The sequence below is a fragment of the Xanthomonas prunicola genome (assembly GCF_025266575.1).
Taxonomy (GTDB): Bacteria; Pseudomonadota; Gammaproteobacteria; order Xanthomonadales; family Xanthomonadaceae; genus Xanthomonas; species Xanthomonas prunicola.
Genome location: NZ_CP096142.1, coordinates 2,103,830 through 2,126,253 on the forward strand (window position 1 = coordinate 2,103,830; position 22,424 = coordinate 2,126,253).

The 22,424-nt window shown below is 64.7% G+C and carries 19 protein-coding genes; 8 read left to right on the top strand and 11 right to left on the bottom strand.

All coding sequences use genetic code 11. From position 1 onward, the window contains the following. Nucleotides 1–55: 55 nt before the first annotated feature. Nucleotides 56–544, top strand: a complete 489-nt coding sequence (locus M0D43_RS09030) for a MarR family winged helix-turn-helix transcriptional regulator (RefSeq protein ID WP_252164357.1) — start codon at nt 56–58, stop codon at nt 542–544. Between the two features lie 378 nt (nt 545–922). Here the strand turns inward: M0D43_RS09030 and M0D43_RS09035 are convergent, their stop codons facing one another. The 3 genes from M0D43_RS09035 to M0D43_RS09045 all read right to left on the bottom strand — a co-directional run bounded on the left by M0D43_RS09035 (nt 923) and on the right by M0D43_RS09045 (nt 4,210). Further along, on the bottom strand, nt 923–1,513 hold the full coding sequence (locus M0D43_RS09035; protein ID WP_252164358.1) for a thioredoxin family protein: 591 nt from the start codon (nt 1,511–1,513) through the stop codon (nt 923–925). 11 nt (nt 1,514–1,524) lie between these two features. Continuing rightward, a complete protein-coding gene (locus tag M0D43_RS09040; protein WP_252164359.1) occupies nt 1,525–3,042 on the bottom strand; it encodes a peptide MFS transporter in 1,518 nt (505 codons plus the stop codon). A gap of 271 nt (nt 3,043–3,313) precedes the next feature. Further along, complete coding sequence (locus M0D43_RS09045) at nt 3,314–4,210, bottom strand: tryptophan 2,3-dioxygenase (RefSeq protein WP_252164360.1); 897 nt, start codon at nt 4,208–4,210, stop codon at nt 3,314–3,316. Nucleotides 4,211–4,618: 408 nt separating this feature from the next. Here M0D43_RS09045 and M0D43_RS09050 point away from each other — a divergent pair, with 408 nt between their 5' ends. The 5 genes from M0D43_RS09050 to M0D43_RS09070 all read left to right on the top strand — a co-directional run bounded on the left by M0D43_RS09050 (nt 4,619) and on the right by M0D43_RS09070 (nt 12,455). After that, nucleotides 4,619–8,200 carry a lamin tail domain-containing protein gene (locus tag M0D43_RS09050; RefSeq protein WP_260808140.1) on the top strand — a complete coding sequence of 1,194 codons (3,582 nt, stop codon included), beginning with the start codon at nt 4,619–4,621 and terminating at the stop codon, nt 8,198–8,200. A gap of 177 nt (nt 8,201–8,377) precedes the next feature. Beyond that, nucleotides 8,378–9,466: a pyruvate dehydrogenase (acetyl-transferring) E1 component subunit alpha gene (gene pdhA / locus M0D43_RS09055; protein ID WP_260808141.1), complete on the top strand. Its 1,089-nt coding sequence runs from the start codon at nt 8,378–8,380 to the stop codon at nt 9,464–9,466. Then, nucleotides 9,459–10,529: an alpha-ketoacid dehydrogenase subunit beta gene (locus M0D43_RS09060; protein WP_252164363.1), complete on the top strand. Its 1,071-nt coding sequence runs from the start codon at nt 9,459–9,461 to the stop codon at nt 10,527–10,529. The genes pdhA and M0D43_RS09060 overlap by 8 nt, the downstream gene beginning before the upstream one ends. 1 nt (nt 10,530) lies before the next feature. Next, a complete protein-coding gene (locus tag M0D43_RS09065; RefSeq protein WP_101362958.1) occupies nt 10,531–10,914 on the top strand; it encodes an SH3 domain-containing protein in 384 nt (127 codons plus the stop codon). Then, entirely contained in the window at nt 10,911–12,455 is a 1,545-nt protein-coding gene (locus M0D43_RS09070; RefSeq protein WP_260808142.1) for a dihydrolipoamide acetyltransferase family protein, read from the top strand. Before M0D43_RS09065 ends, M0D43_RS09070 begins: the two co-directional genes overlap by 4 nt. 244 nt (nt 12,456–12,699) lie before the next feature. On the opposite strand, the gene xopW is transcribed toward M0D43_RS09070, so the two are convergent. Continuing rightward, a complete protein-coding gene (xopW, locus tag M0D43_RS09075; protein WP_252164365.1) occupies nt 12,700–13,302 on the bottom strand; it encodes a type III secretion system effector XopW in 603 nt (200 codons plus the stop codon). A gap of 611 nt (nt 13,303–13,913) precedes the next feature. Between xopW and M0D43_RS09080 the strand changes: the two genes are divergently transcribed. After that, a complete protein-coding gene (locus M0D43_RS09080) occupies nt 13,914–15,230 on the top strand; it encodes a DEAD/DEAH box helicase (protein ID WP_252164366.1) in 1,317 nt (438 codons plus the stop codon). A gap of 230 nt (nt 15,231–15,460) precedes the next feature. On the opposite strand, the gene M0D43_RS09085 is transcribed toward M0D43_RS09080, so the two are convergent. The 3 genes from M0D43_RS09085 to M0D43_RS09095 all read right to left on the bottom strand — a co-directional run bounded on the left by M0D43_RS09085 (nt 15,461) and on the right by M0D43_RS09095 (nt 18,252). Next, a complete protein-coding gene (locus M0D43_RS09085) occupies nt 15,461–15,796 on the bottom strand; it encodes a DUF6172 family protein (protein WP_101362961.1) in 336 nt (111 codons plus the stop codon). Between the two features lie 270 nt (nt 15,797–16,066). Then, a complete protein-coding gene (locus tag M0D43_RS09090) occupies nt 16,067–16,498 on the bottom strand; it encodes a VirK family protein (protein ID WP_252164367.1) in 432 nt (143 codons plus the stop codon). A 344-nt stretch (nt 16,499–16,842) separates the two neighbouring features. Further along, nucleotides 16,843–18,252 (bottom strand): FAD/NAD(P)-binding protein, encoded by a 1,410-nt coding sequence (locus tag M0D43_RS09095; protein WP_252164368.1) that lies wholly within the window; start codon nt 18,250–18,252, stop codon nt 16,843–16,845. Nucleotides 18,253–18,633: 381 nt separating this feature from the next. Between M0D43_RS09095 and M0D43_RS09100 the strand changes: the two genes are divergently transcribed. Next, complete coding sequence (locus M0D43_RS09100) at nt 18,634–19,392, top strand: SDR family NAD(P)-dependent oxidoreductase (RefSeq protein WP_252164369.1); 759 nt, start codon at nt 18,634–18,636, stop codon at nt 19,390–19,392. A gap of 26 nt (nt 19,393–19,418) precedes the next feature. Here M0D43_RS09100 and M0D43_RS09105 read toward each other — a convergent pair whose 3' ends face one another. From M0D43_RS09105 to M0D43_RS09120, 4 genes are all read right to left on the bottom strand, one after another. Then, nucleotides 19,419–19,736 carry a DUF6065 family protein gene (locus M0D43_RS09105; RefSeq protein ID WP_260808254.1) on the bottom strand — a complete coding sequence of 106 codons (318 nt, stop codon included), beginning with the start codon at nt 19,734–19,736 and terminating at the stop codon, nt 19,419–19,421. 77 nt (nt 19,737–19,813) lie between these two features. Next, entirely contained in the window at nt 19,814–20,461 is a 648-nt protein-coding gene (locus tag M0D43_RS09110) for a COG3650 family protein (protein WP_252164370.1), read from the bottom strand. Nucleotide 20,462: 1 nt separating this feature from the next. Continuing rightward, nucleotides 20,463–21,323: a lysozyme family protein gene (locus M0D43_RS09115; protein WP_252164371.1), complete on the bottom strand. Its 861-nt coding sequence runs from the start codon at nt 21,321–21,323 to the stop codon at nt 20,463–20,465. 462 nt (nt 21,324–21,785) lie between these two features. Next, nucleotides 21,786–22,418 carry an NAD(P)H-binding protein gene (locus M0D43_RS09120; protein ID WP_260808143.1) on the bottom strand — a complete coding sequence of 211 codons (633 nt, stop codon included), beginning with the start codon at nt 22,416–22,418 and terminating at the stop codon, nt 21,786–21,788. Nucleotides 22,419–22,424: the final 6 nt, after the last annotated feature.

Here is a 22,424-nt window from a genome sequence, read left to right on the forward strand (position 1 = left end):
AGGCCACCCTCGTTTTGTAGTTGCAAATGAAACCAAAATCAAGACACAGTGCAACATGAGCGACCTCGACGCCCCCCACCCACCGCACCATCCCGTGCTGCTCAACCTCGAGCAGTTCCTGCCGTATCGCCTGAGCGTGCTGTCCAACCGTATCAGCAGCAACATCGCCAAGGTATACGGCGATCGTTACGGCATGGCGATTCCCGAGTGGCGGGTGATCACGATCCTGGCGCTGTACCCGGGTTCTTCGGCCAGTGAGGTCTCCGACCGCACGGCGATGGACAAGGTCGCAGTCAGCCGCGCCGTCGCGCGCCTGCTGGAGCGCGGCTTCATCCGCCGCGAAACCCACGGCGACGATCGCCGCCGCTCGATGCTGGCGCTATCGCCAGCCGGGCGCCAGGTCTATGAGACCGTCGCGCCGCTGGTCAACGAGATGGAACAACGGTTGATGTCGGTCTTCAGCGCGGAAGAACAGCAGATCCTGGAACAGCTGATCGACCGGCTGGCCAAAGACGGGCTGCCGCGCATGGTCAGCAAGGACTAGGCAGCGCCTCGCTGGGGTCTACTGCGTGGTGCCTGGGCGCTGCGCAGCAACTGATCCACTTGCAGTTGGTTGCTAGCGCGACGCTGACGCAGCGCGAGCGTGGCAGCTGGACGCACGGCGCTGTATTTGGCGTGGGTCCTACAGAGTGCGAGCGTAGGTTGGAGCGCGATGCTTCGCTGGTTCGCACGCCGCGCATGGCAGCCGAACGCCGCATGCCGCTGTGTCCTGCCGTCGCCAGCAAGGCTGCAGCGGGCGATGCAGAAGCAGCGCGCGGCGCACACTGACCGCGTGCGCGCCAGCCGATGCGCCTGGGCACGATACAAACAAAAAACCCCCGCAGCAGTGCGGGGGCTTTTTGTTTGACGCGTTGACGCGACCTCAGGCCTGCGGCGGCGCCCAGTGCTTGAGGAAGTCGAACAGCTTCTTACGGTCGAAGCCCTCGCCCTTGCGCAGCTCCGGGCCAGACTGGGTGGTCAGCAGCTTGCCGTCGTTGTCCAGTACCAGCAACGACGGGGAGTCGTTGAGCTGGGCGAACGCCGACAGGAAGGCAGCGTTTTCGTTGGCCGCATCGCGGTTGACCTTGACCACGACGAAGTGCGCGTCGCGGAAGCTGCGTAGCTCGGCGTCGCCGCCCATCAGCTCATCCAGCGCCTTGCAGGGCTCGCAGGCCGCATTGCCGACATTGAGCACGATGCGCTTGCCGCCGCGCTTGGCCTCGACCTTGGCCGTCTCCAGATCTGCGGCCGGATCGCGCGAGGGGTCGTACTGTGCATTGAGGGCGGCGGCTGCGGCGATATCGGCAGCGGTCGGCGTATTGCCCGAGGACACCGGCTGGCTGGGATCGGCGCTGGGCGGCTTCTGCATCGACGTATCCAACGGCTTTGGCGCTTCCTGCTGGCTGCTGGTCTGCCCGCAGGCGCTCAACAGGCCCGTCAGCAATAAACCACAGACAAGAGGTTTGATCGGCATCGCTGTTCTCCTCACTTCACACCATGCATCAATTTATTGATCAGCGGCGCGATCAGGAACAGCAACGCGCCGGCGCCCACCAGCGCCCAGAATCCGAAGGTATACCCGCCCAGCGCCGAGGACACGCTCATGCCTTCGTTCCCGCTGACATGGCCGGCGAAAATGCCCGACAGGTTGTTGCCGATTCCGGTGGACAAAAACCAGCCGCCCATGCCGAAACCGACCAGGCGTACCGGGGCCAGCTTGGTCACCATCGACAGGCCGATCGGCGACAGGCACAGCTCGCCGATCGACTGGATGACGTACACCATGAACAAGGTCCAGAACGGGATCTTGCCTGCATCGTTGACCAGGCTGGACAAGGCAAACATCAGCAGCAGGAACGCCAGGCCGTTGAACAGCAGACCCAGGCCGAACTTGCGCGGAATCGACGGATTGAAGCGGCCGGACTTGACCCAGATCCAGGCAATGATCGGTGCCAGCGCGATGATGGCGATGGAGTTGACCGACTGGAACCATGCGGTTGGGAAGGTCCAATCACCAAAATTACGATTGACGATGTTGTCGGCCAGGAAGGTAAACGAGCTGCCGGCCTGTTCGAAGAACATCCAGAACAGCACGTTGAAGGCGAAAATGATCAGCATCGCGATCACCTTGTCGCGCTGCACCTTGCCCTCGCGGATGCCTTCAACCAACAGCATCACCGACAGTCCGATGAACAGCGCCGTCAGCACGATCTGCAACACATCCGCACCGACCGCCAGCAGGAAGTACACGCCCGGAATCGCCAGCAGGCAGCCCACCAGCACCATCAGCACGCGACCCATGCCTTGCGCGTTCGGCGTCGGCGCACCGATGCCCTTGAGCTGGACGCGGCCGAACCAGAACCACACCAGGCTGATCAGCATGCCCACGCCGGAGGCCATGAACACCATCTTGTAGGACGGCATGGCTTCGGTGCCGAACACCTTTTCGGCCAGCAACTGGGTCAACACCGGCGAGATCATCGCGCCCAGGTTGATGCCCATGTAGAAGATCGTGAAGCCGCTGTCGCGGCGCGGATCGGCCACCGAATACAACTTGCCGACCATGGTGGAGATATTCGGCTTGAACAGCCCGTTGCCGACCACCACGGTGGCCAGGCCCATCTCGAACAGGGTGTGGTCGGGAATGGCGATCAGGAACAGACCCGTCGCCATCACTGCCGCGCCGACCAGGATCGAGCGCTGGTAACCCAGCACGCGGTCGGCCACGTAACCGCCGAAGATCGCCGCCGCATACACCAGCGCCAGATACGCGCCGTAGGTACGCCCCGCCGGCGCCTGGCCGGTGGCGTCGCCGCCAAAGAACTGCGCCACGATGTACAGCACCAGCGCCCAGCGGATGCCGTAGAACGCGAAGCGTTCCCAGAATTCGGTCATGAACAGCAACCACAGCGGCCGAGGATGGCCGAGCAACGTGGGGAACTCGGGAGGCACCGGCGGCGGCGGATTGGAGGCGGATGTCGGCGCGGTCGCGTCAACGCTCATAGAAGTCCCTTGCGTATTCAGTGATGGCTGGGGCACCGGAGCAAGCTCCGGGCGACGCGCGAGGATCACTTAGACGTCATGTACGCGTCAAATTCGCCGGAGTCAGCTGCCAGATGGCAGTGGGGGACTGGGCGGAATTTAGCCGGTGCTGGGTGCCGGGGCACCCCACCCACCTGCGCAAGACCGCTCCAGCCCTCTTCTAAGAGAGAAGCGCTTGAGTGCGCTTCTTTGGCGATTGCTCGGTTTCCCCCTGCTTAGCCTCTCGCCTTACTCAGCCCTTCGCGGCGTCTGCAGCGCCTTGAGGGGTGCGGCTGTCCACGCCCACCGAGGTGCGCACGTCGAACAGCTCCGGGAAAAAAGTCAGTGCCAACGCCTGCTGCAGAAAGCCGACGCCGCTGGAGCCACCGGTGCCGCGCTTGAAGCCGATCACCCGCATCACCGTGCGCATGTGGCGGAAGCGCCAGAGCTGGAACTGGGTTTCCACATCCACCAGGTCCTCGCACAGCGCATATTCGCGCCAGTAGCGGTCGGTGTTTTCGTAGATGCGCTCGAATACCGGCCGCAAGGTGTCGTCGGCCACATGGGCGGCGGTCCAGTCGCGGGCTTGATATTGCTGCGGAATCGCATGCCCGAAGCGCGCCAGATAGCGCAGGAATTCTTCGTACAGGCTGGGCGCCTCCAGCACTTCGCGCAGGCGCTGCTGGCCCTGCCGGTCGTAGGTGAACACCTGCAGCATCTGCGGGTTCTTGTTGCCGAGCAGAAACTCGATATAGCGGTACTGCAGCGATTGAAAGCCCGACGAAGGCCCCAGCACATCGCGAAAGCCCATGTACTCGCTGGGGGTGAGCGTCTCCAGGACCGACCATTGTTCGGTGAGCTGGCGCAGCACCTGCTTGCTGCGCGCCAGCACCTTGCGACACTGCCAGACCTCGTCGCGCTGCAGATGCACGATGGCCGCGCGCAGCTCGTGCGCCAGCAGCTTCAGCCACAGCTCCGAGGTCTGGTGCTGGATGATGAACAGCATTTCGTCGTGATGCGCCGGCTCGGACAGCGGCTGCTGCGCCGACAACAGCTGGTCCAGCCGCAGATACCCGCCGTAGGTCAGCCGCCCCTCCAGGTCGGTGTGGATGCCGGGTTCCAGGTCACGTAGATTCTTGTCGACGGGCATGGCGGAGCGCTGAAGATCGGGCCACGCAGGGTAGCGCGCTGGCGGCGGCTTGGCAGCCGCCGCGGAATCGGGAATCGGGAATCGGGAATGGGAGAGGGCGGACGGCGGACGAGCGTGGCGGCGGCGGCTCGCGTCGCCTGGCTGCGCAAACCAGGGATCCGGAGGTACCTTGCAAACCGCACGCACGAGATGCGAGGGATCGCGCGTCTAGACGTCAGCCTCGAGCCCGCTTCTTCATCTCTGAATCAACTTGCACGTGCCTGGTACGGTGTCAGCCACTGCGCCGCTGTCACCGTATCGTCAACCTAGGTCTGCAGATTCATGCAGAATCGAACGGCGCTGCCGGCCAGGGACGTGGCCGGACCAGGGGAGCGTTTCACGTCTCGAGGATCAGGGGACTCTCATCTCATGCGTGTGTTGCAGCGTCGTGCAGCCGTATTGTTGTGTGCGCTGGCCATTGCCGGCCACGCCAATGCCCAAGTCGTCATCAGCCAGGTTTACGGCGGTGGCGGCAATAGCGGCGCCACCCTCCGCAGCGATTTCATCGAGCTGCACAACATCGGTAGCACCACGGTCAGCCTGGACGGCTGGTCGGTGCAGTACGCCTCGGCCACTGGCAGTAGCTGGCAGGTCACCCCGTTAGCGGGCAATGTCCCGGCGGGCGGCTACTACCTGATCAAGCAGGCCGATGGAAGCGGCGGCAGCGTTGCGCTGCCCACCCCCGATGCCACCGGCACCCTGGCCCTGAGCGGCACGGCCGGCAAGGTGGCGCTGAGCGCCACCGCTTCCGCACTGAGCGGCACCTGCCCCACTGGCAACGCCGACCTGGTCGGCTACGGCAGCACCGCCAGCTGCGCCGAAGGCAATGCGCCCACGCCGGCCCCCAGCAATACGCTGGCGGTGCTGCGCGCAGGCGAGGGCTGCACCGATACCGACAACAACGCAGCCGATTTCGCCACCGGTGCGCCGGCACCGCGCAACAGCGCCAGCGCCGCGCGCCTGTGCAGCGGCGGCGGCCAGCCGATCGCCACGCTGGCCGATGTCAGCCAGGCCGAAGGCAACAGCGGCACCCGCAGCGTCGTGTTCACGCTGAGTCTGAGCCAGCCGGCCGGCGCAGGCGGGGTGAGCTTCACCGCCGCCACCGCCGATGGCACGGCCACCGCCGGCAGCGATTACATCGCCCTGCCCGCCACCAGCGTCCGGATCGCCGCTGGCGAGCGCAGCGCCAGCATCACCGTGAACGTGCTGGGCGACACCACGCCCGAGCCCGATGAGACCTTCGCGCTGCAGATCAGCGGCCTCACCGGCGCGTTGCCGGCCACGCTGAGCGCCACCGGCACCCTCCTCAACGACGACTTCAGCCTGCTGCCGATCCACGCCATCCAGGGCAAGGGCGCACGCTCGCCGCTGGAAGGCCAGGTGGTCGCCACCTCGGGCATCGTCACTGCCCGCCGCAGCGCCGGCTTCTTCCTGCAGGCCCCGGATACCGAAGCCGATGGCGATCCGGCCACCTCCGAAGGCGTCTACGTCTACACCGGCAGCGCACCGCCGGAGGCCGCTGCCATCGGCAACCGGGTGCGCGTGCAGGGCACCGTGATCGAGTATGTGCCCACTGCCGACACGACCCAGCCGCCGCTGACCGAAATCGGCGGCAGCCTGACCGTGCTGCTGGATTCCACCGGCAACCCGTTGCCGATGCCGGTGGCGTTGAGCGCGAACGTCCCCAACCCGAACGGCGCCTTTGATCAGCTCGAAGCGCTGGAAGGCATGCGTGTCACCGCCGCCAGCCTCACCGTCAATGCGCCCACCGGCGGCAGCGTCAACGAGACCAACGCCACTGCCACCAGCAATGGCGTGTTCCATGCCGTGGTCACCGGCGTGCCGCGCGCCTACCGCGAACCGGGCGTGCAACTGCCCGACCCGTTGCCGGCCGGCTCGCCGGCGGGCGTGCCGCGCTGGAACACCAATCCGGAAGTGATCGCCGTCGGCAGCGCCGGCGTGGGCGCCGAGCGCCTGGATCTGGCCTCCGGCTGCCAGGTGCTCAATGTGGTCGGCCCGCTGGACTACAGCTTCCGCCGCTACACGCTGTACCCCGAGCGCACTCCGCAGGTGAGCTGCAACGGTGCCGACCAACCACGCCCAGCGCCGCGGCCGCAGGCCGACGACGTGGCCGTGGCCACCTACAACATGGAACGCTTCTTCGACGACCAGAACGACCCGGCGATCGGCGAGCCGGTGCTCACCCCGGCCGCGTTCCAGGGCCGCCTCAACAAGGCCTCGCTGGCGATCCGCAACTCCCTGCACACGCCCGACATCCTGGGCACGGTGGAGGTGGAAAACCTCAGCGTGCTGCAGACCCTGGCCGCACGCGTCAATGCCGATGCAGTGGCCGCCGGCCAGCAGGACCCCAGATACGTGGCGTACCTGCAGGAAGGCAACGACGTCGGCGGCATCGACGTCGGTTTCCTGGTCAAGACCGCCGACGTTGCCGCCGGCCTGCCGCGCGTGGAAGTGCTCTCCATCGCCCAGGAAGGCAAGACCGCCACCTGGACCGAGCCGGCCGGCAGCGTCAGCCTGCTCAACGACCGCCCGCCGCTGGTGCTCACCGCCAACGTGCATCAGGCCGACGGCCGCGTGCTGCCGCTGACCGCCATCGTGGTGCATCAGCGCTCGCTCAACGGCGCCGAGACCGACGACGCGGCCGGTACCCGCATCCGCGCCAAGCGCCAGGCCCAGGCCGAATATCTGGCGCGCCTGCTGCAGACGCGTCAGCAATTGAATCCTGACGAAAACGTGCTGGTGATGGGCGACTTCAACGCCTTCGAGTTCAACGACGGCTACGTGGATGCGATGGGCACCGTCACCGGCAAACCGGCGCCGGATGCGCAGACCGTGGTGGGCGGCGACGGCGTGGATCTGGTCGACCCGGACTACACCGACCTGACCTGGTTCAACACGCCCGATCAGAGCTACTCGTACGCCTTCGACGGCAACGCGCAGTCGCTGGATCACATCCTGGCCAACGCTGCGCTGATGCGCGCACCCGGCATCGCCTCGCTGTCGGTGGGCCACGCACGCATCAATGCCGACTTCCCCGGCACCGCGCGCAACGATGCCAATACGCCCACGCGCTTGTCCGACCATGACCCCACCGTGGTGCTGTTGCGCATGGCGCCCGCGTTGCGTGCCGACCTGGGCGCGATGGTCGCTGCGGCACGCGCACAAGTGACCGAAGGCGAGCGCATCGACTTCACTGTGGAGGTGGAGAACCGTGGGCCCGACAGCGCGGCGTTTGCCGCAGTGGCACTGGCCTTCGATGCCGCGGTCAGCCCACGGGTCACCGCCGCACCGGGCTGGAGCTGCCAAGCGCCGGACACCGCGACCCAGACGGTGGTCACCTGCACCATCGCCTCGCTGGCATCCGGTAACCCCCAGCGCTTTGCCGTGCAGGTCGACGCTGGCGCGGAACTGGCAGGACGCACGCTGACCCTGGCCGCTTCGGTCGCCTCGCAAACGCCCGACCCGCAGCCGGACAACAACACCGACACCGCCGCAGTAACCGTGCAGCCCGCGCTGCGCAGCGATCTGGCAGTGCGCCTGGAAGGCCTTGCCACACTGCCGACCACGGCCTTCAATGCCACCTATCGGGTGTTACTGGACAACCGCGGTAACGCAGCCGCTACCGGTGCCAGCGTGCGGATCGAAGGCAACACGGTGTCGGCGTTGTCGCAGCTGGTGCCGTCCAGCAGCTGGCGTTGCGACAAGCAGGTGCAGTCGCTGCGCAGCGCGATCTTCGTGTGCAGCACCGCCGCAACGTTGCAGCCGGGCGCGCAGGCCGCGTTTCAGCTGACCGTCGCGGCCAAGCCGATCCCGGCCGACGGTGCGATCCGCGTGCATGCCAAGGCCACATCGGCATCACCGGATGCGAACCCGGCCAACGATTCGGCGCTGATCGTCACCCCGATCGGCGGAGGTGATGGGCGCCGCTAATCGCAGTGCAGCACGTCGCAGTTCTTTACTGCGACAAAGGGCGCGGCCTGGTCCGCGCCCTTTTTTTTGTGCAAGCCAGCATGATGGTCTGCTGCGGTGCAGGACAGCGTTTTGCTTCGCCGTCCTTAACATGACAACTCATATCATTTGAAACTTCTTGAAGAAGGTGTCGTCGCAATGAGCGTAGCCGCGCAGTTCGAGATCGACTATCTGCAGTACATGGACGCGGACGGCCAATGGGTCCGCGACGACCTTCCCGCCGACGCTGCCAACCCGCAACAGCTGCTCGCCCTGTTCAAGCGCATGTTGTTCGTGCGCACCTTCGACACCAAATCGGTGGCCCTGCAGCGCACCGGCAAGCTGGGCACCTACGCGGCCTGCATCGGCCACGAAGCCACGCATGTAGGCATTGGCGCTTCGATGCGCAGCGGCGATGTGTTCGCGCCCAGCTACCGCGAGTACGGCACCATGTTCGAACGCGGCGTGCGCCCGCGCGATGTGCTGCTGTACTGGGGCGGCGACGAACGCGGCAGCGACTATCCGCGCGATGCCGATGCGGCGATCGACTTCCCGATCTGCGTGCCCATTTCCACCCAATGCCTGCATGCGGCCGGCTCTGCGCTGTCGTTCAAGCTGCAGGGCAAACAGCAGGTTGCGGTCGCCTGCTGCGGCGACGGTGGCAGCTCCAAGACCGACTTCTATGCCGCGCTCAATTCCGCCGGCGCCTACAAGCTGCCGCTGATCCTGTGCGTCATCAACAACGGCTGGGCGATCTCGGTGCCGCGCTCGGCGCAGACCGGCGCGCAGACGCTCGCACAGAAGGGCCTGGCCGGCGGTCTGCATTGCTTGCAGGTGGACGGCAACGACTTGGTTGCCGTGCTCGAAGCCATGCGTCAGGCCCGCGTGCGTGCACTGGCCGGCGATGGCGGCACGGTGATCGAGTTCCTGACCTATCGCCTGTCCGACCACACCACCGCCGACGATGCGCGGCGCTATCGCGGCGAAGAAGAGGTCAAGCAGGGCTGGGCTCTCGAACCGCTGCTGCGCCTGCGCCGCTATCTCACTGCGCAGGGTCTGTGGGACGAGGCGCAGGAAGAGGCCTGGAAAGCCGAATGCAGCGCGCGCGTGGACGAAGAGGTCAACGCCTATCTCAACACGCCGGTGCAGCCAGTCGAAGCGATGTTCGATTACCTCTACGGCGACCCGCCGGCCGAGTTGCTGGCACAGCGCGCCGAAGTGATGGCGCTGGAGTCGCGTCATGGATGAGCTCAAGCATGTGCTCGCAGAGACGTCGCAGCACGCCAGTGCCCCTTACAACGCTGCGGCAACGCGCGGAGAGATCGCCATGAGTTCGCCCATCACCTTGATCGAAGCCATCACCCAGGCGCTGGCCTGGGAGCTGGAACACGACCCCGCGGTGCTGGTGCTGGGCGAGGATGTCGGCGTCAACGGCGGCGTGTTCCGCGCCACCGCCGGCCTGCAGCAACGCTTCGGCAGCGCGCGCGTGCTGGACACGCCACTGGACGAAACCACCATCGCCGGGTTGAGCGTCGGGCTGGCCGCGCAAGGCATGAAGCCGGTGGCCGAGGCGCAGTTCGACGGCTTCGTGTATCCCATGGTCGATCACCTGATCTGCCACGCCGCACGCCTGCGTAACCGCACACGTGGCCGCCTGCATTGCCCGATGGTGCTGCGCGTGCCGTGGGGCGGCGGCATCCGCGCGCCGGAACATCACAGCGAAGCCAACGAAGCCATCTTCACCAACGTGCCCGGCTTGCGCGTGGTGCTGCCATCGTCACCGCAGCGCGCATACGGCCTGTTGCTGGCGGCGATCCGCGACCCGGATCCGGTGATCTACATGGAACCCAAGCGCATCTATCGCCAGTACAAGGAAGTGGTGGCCAACGATGGCGAAGCGCTTCCGCTGGATGTGTGCTTCGTGCTGCGCGACGGCACCGATGTCACCCTGGTGACCTGGGGCGCGCAGGTCAAAGAAGCGCTGGAAGCGGCCGACCAACTCGCCGGCGAAGGCATCAGCGCCGAAGTCATCGACGTGGCGACGCTGCGCCCGCTGGATTTCGACACCATTGCCGAATCGGTCGCCAAGACCGGCCGCTGCGTGATCGTCCAGGAAGCCCCGCGCACTGCCGGTTTCGGCGCAGAAATCGCCGCGCGCCTGGCGGAAAAATCGATGTATGACCTGGTAGCGCCGGTCGAACGCGTCACCGGTTACGACACGCACATCCCGCTGTTCCGGCTGGAAATGAAGTACCTGCCGAGCGTGGAGCGCATCGTGACCGCGGCACGTCGCGCGGTGGCAGCCGGCTGATATGCGCGCCCGTCTGCTTTGCGAACACCGCGCCGCCTACGCCAACCCGGTCCGCTTCCAGGCAGGCCAGCAGGTGAGCGTGGGCGTGCGCGACGAAGAATGGCCGGCGTTTGCCTGGGTCACTACCGACGGTGGCCGTGCCGGCTGGGCGCCACTGGCCTGGCTGCGCCCGCTGGGCGACGGCAGGGCTGAAGCCCTGCGCGATTACGATGCACGCGAACTCGATGCCCAGGCAGGCGAGGACGTGTTGCTGCATCACGAACACGGTGGTTGGTGGTGGTCCGAGCGTGCCGATGGCACGCAGGGCTGGCTGCCGGCTGCCGACCTTGAACTCCTCGACGACACCACGCCGCAGCTGCCTGCCGCGCAAGAGAATCTGCCATGAGCGACAACAAGACTTTCCACCTGCCTGACCTGGGCGAAGGCCTGCCCGACGCCACCATCGTCGAATGGTTCGTCAAGGAGGGCGACAGCGTGCGCCTGGACGATCCGCTGGTCTCGATGGAGACCGCCAAGGCGGTGGTCGAGGTGCCCTCGCCGTTTTCCGGCACCGTGACCAAGCTTGCCGGTGCCGCCGGCGATGTGATCGTGACCGGCTCCATGCTGGCGCAGTTCGCACTGGATGCCTCGCAGCCGCAGCGCGCCGACGGTCAGGACACCGGTCATGGACATGGTCACGGCGGCAGCGCACAGGCGGCAACGCCGAGCACCGGACAGAGCGCGGCTGGCCCGACCGAGCGTGTGGTCGCCTCCGACAACGGTGGCGAGATCGCCGATGCGGAGACAGCTTCCAGTACCGCAGGCGAGCGCGATGACGCCGGCACCGTGGTCGGTGCGATGCAGAGCTCCAACACCGTGCAGAGCGAACAGGCCATCGCGGTCGGCGGCGTCCGCGCCATGCCGGTCGTACGCGCGCTCGCCCGCAAGCTGCGCGTGGATCTGGCGCAGGTCCGCGCCACCGGACCGGACGGCACGGTGACGCTGGCGGACGTGAAGCAGGCGGCGGCCGCAGGGACCGCGCAGCCCTCACCCGGCGCGCATGGCGCGCCGACCTCTCTCGCCAGCGGGAGAGGTGGTGCGTTCGCCGAAGGTCCGTTCGTTCGCGGTCCGTTCGCTGAGGGTGGCAGAGCCACCGGGAGCGCTGACCACGACAGGGATCGCCCGGCAATCGCGACCCTTCTCCCGCCTGCGGGTGAAGGTGCCCGTAGGGCGGACGAGGGCCAGCCACGATCCACCCTCTCCACCAGCGGCAAACCCATGCGCACCCAGCCGCCAGGGGTGGTCGTCAAGGGCCAACCGGAGCAACTCAAGGGCGTGCGCCGCAACATGGCACGCGTGATGGCCGACGCGCATACCAAGGTGGTGCCGACCACCCTCAACGACGATGCCGATCTGCACGCCTGGCAACCGGGCAACGATGTCACCGTGCGTCTGGTGCGCGGCATCGTGCGTGCCTGCCAGGCCGTGCCCGCGCTCAACGCCTGGTTCGACGGCGATGCGCTCAGCCGCACCCTGCACAACCAGGTCGATATCGGCATTGCGGTGGATACCGAAGAAGGCCTGTTCGTGCCGGCGCTGCGCAATGCCGACATGCTCGATGCGCATGGCATCCGCGAAAGCGTCAACCGGCTGCGCCAGCAGGTGGAAAACCGCAGCATCGCCGCCTCCGAATTGAGCGGCTACACCATTTCGCTGTCCAACTTCGGCATGTTCGCCGGCCGTTACGCCACTCCGGTGGTGGTACCGCCCTGCGTGGCCATCGTCGCCGCCGGCCGTACGCGTTATCAACTCACTCCGGTGATGGGCGGGGTGGAAACCCACAAGGTGATGCCGTTGTCGTTGACCTTCGACCACCGCGCTGCCACCGGCGGTGAAGCAGCGCGCTTCCTGCGCGCCTTGCTGGACGATCTGGCGTTGGCCAACTGAGCACTTGCGCGGCGGGCCTTGCCGGCTCGCCGCGCATGCTGGAGCAGGACGCTCTATCGCAATCCGTCAATGTTGGCGCAGACGGATGCTTGCGCGGAGCAGCTAAGCGAGCGCCGTGGAGTTGCCGATTCCAGACATCACGGTGACGCCAGCCGTGCGACATCTGCGTGCGCTAATGCGCTAACGCTCTCGCCTTCCGCAGCGTCAGTGGCCAAGCTTGGTTGCAGCAAGCGCATTGGCCGATTCAGCTGCCGCTATTGGAAGCACCACCTCGTTCTTTCTCCGCACTTTTCAGCTCACGGAGAAGACGTTCCCTTTCGCCTCTGGGCGGCCGTAGCGTCTTGTGTTCGTAGTTTACCTCGGGGTCGGCGGCATCACGCCTAAAATATTCATATTGTTGCAACGCCATCTTTCCCTCCTTTTTCCTTTCCTTCTTGTCTCCATCAATTCTTGCGAAATTTCCTGACTCGTAACCCTTCCTATCGCTCTTGGACAATGGCGATCCATGGAGCATATCGTACGAGTTCGCAGCACTCTTGTGCGCGTTATCCGAGATCTTCATCTCCCTATTTTCAGCAGAGGCTTTGTATTTAGATCCCGGATATTTTTCGTGTTTCCCCCTTGAATCAAGGCCGACGGGACGAGACTCGCCTTGAACACCAACCCAACTCCCGAAGCTGACCCGTCGGCTACGCGATGCACTGGTTAATCCTTGTAGCGCGGGGTTCACCTGTTCTTGCGAAGCAGTTTCGGACGATTGCTGCTGCCGGCTACTGGTGCCGGCCACATTTGCGTCGGAGCTGGCGGAATAGGAAAAATGTGCGTTGCCGATGTGACCCGGTTTCATCACTATACCTCTTCGATTTTTGAAAAACGATTTAAACACCACGTCGCAACTGGGCAACCCAAGCAGCGCGGCTTTGCGCCGACACCAGCAGGGCTACGTCAACCAACGCCGGGTATCTACTCAACCTCTTGGCTACAACCAGGGGCTACCTCCGCCACACAACGGAAATAGATAAGACGGCCTGCCATACGCAAGGCGACTCCATCAGATAGCTGGCAGGACATTATTTTAATTTATTAAACCATGCGCCAATTAATACGTTGGCTTTTAATATACTCTCACTCTCTCGACGGCACGCTCGACACATGCAAGTTTGTAGACCGTTGCGAACTTTCGGTAGCACCGAGCGCGATGACCCGGTGGCAGGCCGCATTCCAATCCAGCAACGCCATCGAAGCTGCGACCATCGCAGATGGCATTGCACCGGGTACACAGGCTGGCGATGACTGACCACGGCCCAGGCGAATTCGCATTGGACGCATCAGACCTGGGAACGACGCGCCGATTGTTGCCACTGCCGCTTGGCGGCGCCATGGAGCGATATGCGCTGCAAGCGCACCTGCATTTCGTTTCGGCATGCACGCCGTCGACAATGCGCGGATAATCGCGCGATGTCATTGAAAGCAGATTGGCTGTCGCTACAGCTACAGCCCTTTTTCGAGTCCGCGCTCGCCAGGGCCGGTGTGCGCGCGCCCACGCCGATCCAGGTCGCGATGATTCCGCCGATGCTGGCCGGACGCGACCTGATCGCCACCGCGCAGACCGGCTCGGGCAAGACCCTGGCGTATGCCTTGCCGCTGCTGCAGCAGCGCCTGCAGGTGCCAGAACAAGCACCGCGCGTGCTGGGGGGACTGATCCTGTTACCGACGCGTGAGTTGGTCGCGCAGGTCGGGCAAACCTTGCTGTCGCTGGCCGCCGCCTTGCCGCGACGGCTGAAGATCTTTGCCGCCACCGGGGGTGAGGCGATCAATCCACAACTGATGGCCTTGCGCGGCGGCGCGGACATCGTCGTCGCCACCCCGGGGCGGCTGCTGGACCTGGTGACGCACAATGCACTGCGCCTGTCGCAGGTGGGCACGCTGGTGCTGGATGAAGCCGATCGCCTGCTCGACCCGGGCTTTGGCGCCGAGCTCGATCGCATCCTGGCCTTGCTGCCGGTGCAGCGGCAAAGCGTGCTGGTCTCGGCTACCTTCCCAACCACCATCGCATCGCTGGCCAAGCGGCGTCTGCGCGACCCATTGCGCATCACTATCGAAGCAACGCCCGAACAGGCACCGGAGATCGCACAACGCGCCATCGCGGTAGATGCCGGCCAGCGCACACAGCTGCTGCGTCATCTGCTGCAGGAACACGCGTGGCCGCAGCTACTGGTGTTCGTCGCCAGCCGCCACACTGCAGACAAGGTCGCCGAAAAATTGAGCAAGACCGGCATCGAGGCATTACCGCTGCACGGCGAATTGAGTCAGGGCCGCCGCGAACGCACGCTGCGCGCCTTCAAACAGGCGGACGTGCAGGTGCTGGTCGCCACCGATCTGGCCGGGCGCGGCATCGACATCGACGTCTTGCCGGCGGTGCTCAACTACGACCTGCCCCGCTCCACCATCGACTACACCCACCGCATCGGCCGCACCGCACGGGCCGGCGCCAGCGGCGTGGCGATCAGCTTTGTCACTGCCGACAGCGCGCAGCAGTGGCGACTGATCGAAAAACGCCAGGGCCTGCGCGTGCCGACCAGCGTGATCGAAGGCTTCGCGCCGACCCCGGCCGAGGCGCCCACCGGCGATGCACCCGACGCAGCGGTGCGGGCAGCAGATGACAACGGCGGCATCAAGGGCAAGCGGCCAAGCAAGAAGGACAAATTGCGTGCGGCGGCGCAGGCGCAGACCGGCAAGCCGGACCAAACGCGGCCAACGCACCGTAGGAAGTAGTCGTCAGGCAGATGCCGCCATCCAGCGCCAGCGGGCTGGCGGGTGGCTGCGCAACGTCCGTTAGTGGCCTGCAAGCACCTGCGCACGATGGGGCACTGCAAACTTCGTGCGGTCCGTGCACGTTGGCAACCGGAAGCCAACGTGCGCGATTCTTCTGCAGCGACGCAGGTAACAGCACCCTGAGGGTCTGCCACCTCGCAGCGGTCCGCCGCAGGCGGGGAGCAGCGAACTCAGTCCTGCTCGAAATCCAGCTCGCCATCACCGAATGCATGGTCGCTCTCAGCGCGCGGCATGCGCTTGCCCGGCTTGCGCAGGATTTCGACGAAGAACTGGTCGCCCCCTTCGGCAGTGAGCGCGTTGATCGAGCGGATCAGCTCGGCCGGCGGCAGTGCCACCGCGCTGGCTTCATCCACACCGAAGCGCATGTCGAAGTCCCAGTAATCCGCGCCTTCCGGCAGGTCCTTGCGGCGCTCGCGGCGGATGTACTTGCGGATATCGTTCTTGCTGGATTCCAGCAGACGATCGCGGTTCTTGCCTTCGAGGTTGAGCTGGTAGGTCTTGCGCATGGCGACATCGGTTGTGGGAACTGGCCGCCTATTGTGAGGCCAAGGCGGCATCACGGGCGAATCCGGCGTCATCCGGTGCTGCCAGCCCTCCCGCTGCGCAGTGCGCGCGCCATGGCTGCCACTGCAATACAGCCTCCGGCCCAGCAGTCGCGTTCCCTGCGCCAACCGCCCTGCGGTAGCCCAGGCCACGCGGCGTGCGCAGAGGCCGAGCAGCGTTTCGATCGCTGCGATACCACCCATGCGATGGCATCGCAGAACACCCGGTGCGACTCAATCGGCGTGGAAACGAACCCCTTCATTGAGCTTGCATTGATACGCCAGCAGCGGCCCACGTTGCTGGAGACCTGGTAGGTCATACATATAGGTGGTGAAGCGCAGGCTGCCGTCCGGGCGCAGTTGGTAGCGCATGAATTGCTGGATCGGCTTGCCGTCGTTGGCCACGGTGAAATGCGCGTCGGAAAAAGCCACGGTGCCGTCCGCGGTGATGCGATAGGCATCGACATGGCGACCGCCGCGGGTCTGGGTGACCGGGGTGCCTTCTTCGGGCGTGCAACGTGCAAGGTCGATGCTCACACTGACGTCGTAACCGGCGTCCAGGGCAGCGAGAACTTCGGCGCGGCTATTCAGCGATTCGGTGGCCAGAGCGGGCAGCGCACATGCGCATAGCGTGGCAAACATCGCGGCAGGAACAAGACGTGGCATGGCGGACTCCAGGCAGATGAAGGGATGCGCGAGCTGAGCTTTCAAGCACTCAGGACCGCCAACATGACCCAGTTCGTGCGGCATCGGCGCGCTGCGCTACGCATCACGCGGCATGATTGCGCTGCCTGGCGGACGCCGCGCACAGATCCAGGGTCTGGCTGCCACTCAGCGCACTGCGACAGATTGGCTCTGCGCGAGCGGGCATCCGCTAATCGAGACGCGATCGAGATCGTCGCCGACCAAGCGAAGCAACCCGCATCCTCATCTACGCACCGCACACGCCCTCGCTCCCGATAGAACGGGCAAGCACTTGCGCCACTGCAAAATGCATCGAACCGCCGCACCTATGCCCGCGTATTGACCTCACGCGGCACCTGCTCCGGCGCCGGTTGTAACGCTGGCGTTGCGCCAAGCAACAGCCGGTCCGCCAATGCGCGCGTGGCCACGCGCAACTCGGGCACCGCGGTGATTTCCCAATAGCGCCCACGCAATAAAGGTCCCACGCAATACAGCCCCGGCACGATCTGTCCGGCGCCATCGCGCACGCGCAGCTGCGCATCGGTGTCCACCCCCAGGCCCAATGGATCGGCGCGCAATAGACCGGCTTCGCGCATGCCGGCGATCAATGGGTCGCTGGTGCGGTCGATGTCGGTATCCAAGCCCGTCGCGCGGATCACCGCATCGTAATGACCGGTCTGCGCGTCGGCAGAGCCGCGTGGGCGGATCACCGCTTCCACGCCATCGGGCACCCAGCGCGCACGCAGCAAGCGCGCGGCGGCGATCTGCAACTGGCCCGATGCCTGCAATTGCGCCAGCTGTTCGGCAGCACCGGGCGCGACGCGATGGCGCGCCACTTCCCAGTACGGGCGCAGGTGCCGCAGGAAGCGCGCACGCTGGCTCAGTTCCAGGCGCTGCCACAGTGGCTGCAGATGCGGGCGTAGCGCATCCACCACGCGACGCCAATCGTCGACCACCGCGCTGAGCTGACGTACCCCGCGCAGCAGTCCGCGCAGATCGGCGTCCCTGAGCGCACGCTGCAGGTGCGGCGGCAATTCCAGGGGTGCGCCGGGCTGGCGCAGATGCGCCTGCGGTGCCAGCCCGCGCCGTGAAATGGCCAGCAAGCGGCCGCGGTGACCACGCGTGTGCAAAGTCAGGGCCACGTCCACCATGGTCAACCCAGTGCCGACGATCAGCACATCGTCGTCCGGCGACAGCCGCGCCAAGGCATCGCCGTGCCACGGCCAGCCGATATAGCGCGGATGTACGCTCAAGCGCGGGCCGATCCCTGCCAGCGCCTGCGGTTGCAGTGCGCCGACCGCCAGCACCACGCGATCGCTCTGGAAGGCATCGCCATTGGCCAGAAACACACGAAAGCCCTTGCGCACCCGCTCCACCGCCACCGCTTCTTGCGACAGCCGCATGATCGAGGCTTGCGCGCCACTCACCGCCGCATCCAGTTCGCTCCGCAGGTAGTCGCCATAGGCCAACCGCGGCAGGAACTCCAGCCTGCCACTCTCGCCCAGATGCAGGGTGTCGGCGAAGGCGCCGGGCGCCTGCGCGTCGATGCCCAGATCCTTGGCACGCACGTTGAGCAGATGCTCTGGCCGCGCTGCGCCATAGGCGATACCGCTGCCGAAGGTGTCGGCGACACCGACCAGGGTGATACGCACCTGCGCATCTGCCGTCTGCGCCAGCGCACGGACCAGCGCGGTGCCGCAGAAGCCGGCGCCGATGACAGTGATATGGGTTTCCATGTGCACATCTCGCTGAAAGACTCGCACGTTGTGCCCGCAGCGCGCCGCCGGTGTGTAAACGTTTGGTTAGCGACGAGCAGCCAAAAACGCATGAGCTGATCGCCGGCAGTGATGAGGCTTGTGGCGCAGGCAACGGCTGTTGCAGATGGCAGCGATATGACAGCGGTCGCCACTGCAACTGGTCGTGCTGCGTGGGTTTGCGCGTGCCTGTTTTGTGCGGCGCTGCGCAAGGTTGCGACTCAGACTGTTCCAGCTCATTTGCTGGCGCCGGTCAAGCGCACAGGGGTGTCGTCGATCGCACTTGACTGGCGATACCGGTGGCGACCGTCCGCTGCCTGGCTGGCTGGCTGATAATGCAGGTTTGCAAATCGAGCACCCGCCATGTCCAACTCCCCAGTTCGCCCGCAACGCGTCCTGATCGCTGGCGGCAGTCGTGGCATTGGCCTGGCGATCGCAGAAGGCTTCGTGCGTCACGGCGCGCAGGTCTCGATCTGCGCACGCAACGTCGCCGGCCTTGCACAGGCTGCAGAGGCACTTGCCCCGCATGGCGCGCCGGTGCACACACAGCCTTGCGATCTGGCAGACGCCACGCAGATCGATGCCTACGTGCACGCCGCGGCGCAGGCACTAGGTGGCCTGGACGTGGTCATCAACAACGCCTCCGGCTATGGACACGGCAACGACGACGCAAGCTGGCAGGCCGGTCTGGAGGTCGATCTGATGGCCGCAGTGCGCTGCAATCGCGCGGCACTGCCGTATCTGCGCAGCAGCGCTGCCGCGGTGATCCTCAATATCAGCTCGATCAACGCACAACGCCCAACACCGCGCGCGATCGCCTATTCCACAGCCAAGGCCGCGCTCAATTACTACACCACCGCGCTGGCCGCCGAACTCGCCCGTGCGCGCATCCGCGTCAACGCCATCGCACCCGGCTCGATCGAATTTCCCGATGGGCTATGGGAGCGCCGCCGCGCCGAAGAGCCGCAGCTGTATGCACGCATCCGCGACAGTATTCCGTTCGGCGGTTTCGGGCAGGTGCAGCACATCGCCGATGCCGCGTTGTTTCTGGCCTCGCCACAGGCGCGCTGGATCACCGGGCAGGTGCTGGCGGTGGATGGAGGGCAGTCGTTGGGAGTGTGAGATGCCGACCGCTGATGATTGTGCGGTCAACCATCTGCCTCATCAAACCGAATGCCGTCATCGGGGCCGCAGTTGATCGTGGAGGTGGAATCATCGCGTCGATGGCTGACAGGACATCCACTGGCCAGGCCGGCAACCGGTGCGTTGAGGCGACGCTTGACGACATGATAGGCGCCTGTCTGCGCAGGATGGGCGCCTCGGAGGTACTTCCGCTGCCAACCCTGTTTTGTCACTGCCGGATCTCCCTCTGCCAGCCTCTTGTTCCAGTCGTTGCGGCTATCACGCCAATCCATGAACGCTGTATGGAGAGCAGGCGCATCCTGTATCTCGTGAAATGTAGGCAGTTGAGCCCGGGCTTGATCGCACCATCAAAATCGAAGTCTGCGGTATAGATGGGTGATATCCGATGCATGGGGCCGGCCTATAAGGACAGGGTGCATTGATCGGCGGTGCGATCTGGCTGGCCAATCAGTACCGTGTCGACCCCCGCTGTTGGCGTCTTGTGGCGGCTGGGTAGCGTTGGATTGCCTTGATAACGCTTTCCATCGAACATCAGGGTCGCGGTGTATCCCTCGGTGATACCCCCACCCGAAACGAAAACGCCAAGATCGCGCCAGCCATGATGGGATGTCTTGAGGGCAACGATCGGAATCTTGGCCGTGATGAAGCCTGAGACGTGTCGATACGCGGGGCTTGATGATGAAGCGCTGCGATCGTCCGCCATGACCAGCAAAGTGCATCCACCCGAACCGCAATAGCGATTGCCGTTGAGATAGACAACCGCATCCTTATGGTTTTCTCGCAGCCCGCCTATGCTGACCTGGACTTCGGCTGGAATTTCCGGGCTTGCCGTCTCCTTGGCGTTGCGTGAGCCGAAAGACAGGCGTGCACCAATCTCCTTCTTCAAGGCGGCTTCTTCGCCTGGAGCAAGCCTGCTGCTACAGTCGATGGCTGCACGCGGGTCGGCATTCGCCTGGACATGGCTTGACAGGAAAAAGACGCTGCAAATGAGCATCTGCACCGTCACGATGGCGATCTTGCACTGGGGTTTCTGCGGGTCGGTCTGCATATCAGCACCCATCCTTGCCGCCGTTCGATGTCCCTGCCTTGGGCGTCAAGCCGGTGACAGGGTCCTTGAATGCCGGCATCAGTGCTTGAATATTCGATCCATAGTTATTGCCGGACGTGCCCTGGTCGATGGTTTCAGGATTGCCGGAGATATTGCCGGTGCCGAAATTATAGGAGGCAGCGGTGGCTTGCTGCAGTTGCTCGGCCGTGAAGTTGGGATATTCCGCAGAAAGCGTGGCCTGATTCTGTTGCAAGATATTGGCAGCGTAGTTCGCCGCAAATGAAAGGTCGTTCGCCTGCGCTTCGGTCACGTCGGGGTGCGCGCCCAGGTCGATCTGGAAGACGCCACGTCCCAATCCACCGCCATTTTGATTGATATCCCGAAAATTCGTCTCACGAATGCCGATCGCAGCCAGCATTGCGGGATCGATATTATGGGCGTTTGCTGCACTGGCGACGGTCTCCCAGTCATCGATGGCACGGTTGACACCGGATTGATCGCCCTGCGCGGTCTGTAATGCGTCTTTTACCGACTGATCCTGCGCAGCCCAGTCGCTGGAGGGAGTGGATGGTGGACACCCTGGCGGTGGCGGCGGCGAGCCTGGATTTCCGCTACTGGGCGGATTGCTGGTGACCGTGATCGGCGGGCTGGGCGGGTTGCCGGTTACCGTCGTCGGTGGAGTGGCGGTCACGGTGATTGGCGGGCTGGTTCCTGTCTCCTGCCCTCCGGCCATGAGCTCCATGTCGCTCTGATCCAGCTTGTCGATACCGGTCTGGCCAGGTTGCTTGTTTTGTTTGGAGCTTGATTCCTTCGCCGAAGCGGGATTCCCCTCTTTCCCTTTATTAGATTCCTTTTCCGACATGTCGTTCTCCATACTATGCACTGGCAGGAAGACTTCGATGTCAACATCAGAGTGACTGAAGGTTTGCTTGCCGCTACACGGCGAGTAGCCTAGGCCTTGCCAGTGTATGCCGCCTGAATATTTTGAGTATTGCGGATTATTTCAAATCAGGATTTTTCATTATTATTACTCTAGCGGCATGCATGGGATGCGCAGAGAGTTTTTCTTTACGTGGATTAATAAGATAAATACGCAGAGTTTTGATTGGCGTCATGGATGCTGGACGCTGAGTTGGAGACTTTTATCTCATTAACGCGACACAGCAATCCGCCGGATCGAATCTGTCATTACCGGTATTGGTGACGCAAGAGTGGCGTTAATGCTGCATCGCAGCGGCTTCGCAGCCCTGGAATCATCGTGCTGGGCGCGCACTCCCGCATGACAACTGCGCTCCCTGTCTCGGCGTTATCGTGGCCGAGGGCGCTATCCAACCAGCTCCGCCGCCTCGACAACGTGCTCCCCACGCGCCGGTGCCAGTGCGGCGCTGACCATTGCAGCAGCAATGCGCTCGGCCGGGTTGATGCGGAAGCGACGCGGCAGGATGGTGCCGAGTGCGCCAAGGACAACGCTGCCAACGTGCTCGCCGATGCGGCGCTGTTCGCGTTCGCCGCCGATCAGGCCGGGGCGTACGAAGGTGAGCGAGGGGAAGCCGATCTCGCGCAGATCGCGTTCCAGTTCGCCTTTGACGCGGCTGTAGAAGATGCGCGATTGCGCGTTGGCGCCGGCGGCCGAGTTCAGCACGAACACCGAGGTGCCCTGCGCGCAGGCTGTGCGCGCGATGGCCATCGGGTAATCATGGTCGATGCGATAAAACGCCTCGCGCGAACCAGCCTGTTTCATCGTGCTGCCCAGGGCGCAGATGGCTGCCTCCATGCGTGGCGCCGTCCAGTGATCGAGCCGTTCGAAGTCGATCACCTGGTTGCGCAACTTGGGGTGGATCTGCGTCAGCGGCCGCCGCGTGATCGCGACGACGCCGGTGCAACGCGTATCTGCCAGCAATTGCTGCAACACCTGTTTGCCGACCAGACCGGTCGCCCCTGCCAACAAGACATCCATCAGGCC